This window comes from Streptomyces sp. DH12 (assembly GCF_020873895.1).
GTDB lineage: Bacteria > Actinomycetota > Actinomycetes > Streptomycetales > Streptomycetaceae > Streptomyces.
Window position 1 is genome coordinate 1 of sequence record NZ_JAHWGT010000745.1, and the last position, 497, is coordinate 497.

Annotated in this window: 1 protein-coding gene; it reads right to left on the reverse strand. The window is 64.8% G+C overall.

Annotation, left to right across the window (positions count from 1 at the left end):
- Positions 1-497: DUF475 domain-containing protein (locus LPA54_RS36840; protein WP_228984844.1), on the reverse strand; the 497-nt coding region annotated here is incomplete at both ends.

The window sequence follows — 497 nt, forward strand, 5'->3', positions numbered from 1 at the left end:
GCCTTCTCCTCCTCCTCGTGTTCGTGCTCCTCCTCCTCTTCGAGCTTGTCCTCGAAGTAGCCGGAGAGTCCGCCCACGATCATGTAGGTGACCAGACCGGCGATACCGGCCAGCAGGACGGTCTCCGCCTTGTCCACGTGCGCGCCGCCGTGCTGGTGGGCGTGGGTGGCGAAGGTCATGGCGGAGATCAGCAGGATGATCAGCGCGATGCAGACCGACAGCATGTCGACCTTGCCGAGCTTGGCCAGCGGCCGCTCCAGCCAGGCCAGCCACTTGATCTCCCGGTCCTCGAAGATGAAGTCCAGGAAGATCATGAGCAGGAACATGCCGCCGAAGGCCGCGATGGCCGGGTGGGCGTCGGTGACGAGTTCCTGATACCGGTCCTTGTCGCTGAGCGCGAGGTCGACCGCCTCGATCGGACCGAGCTGCGCGCTGATCGCGACGATGACGACGGGGAACACCAGTCGCATGCCGAAGACGGCGATCAGGATGCCGAT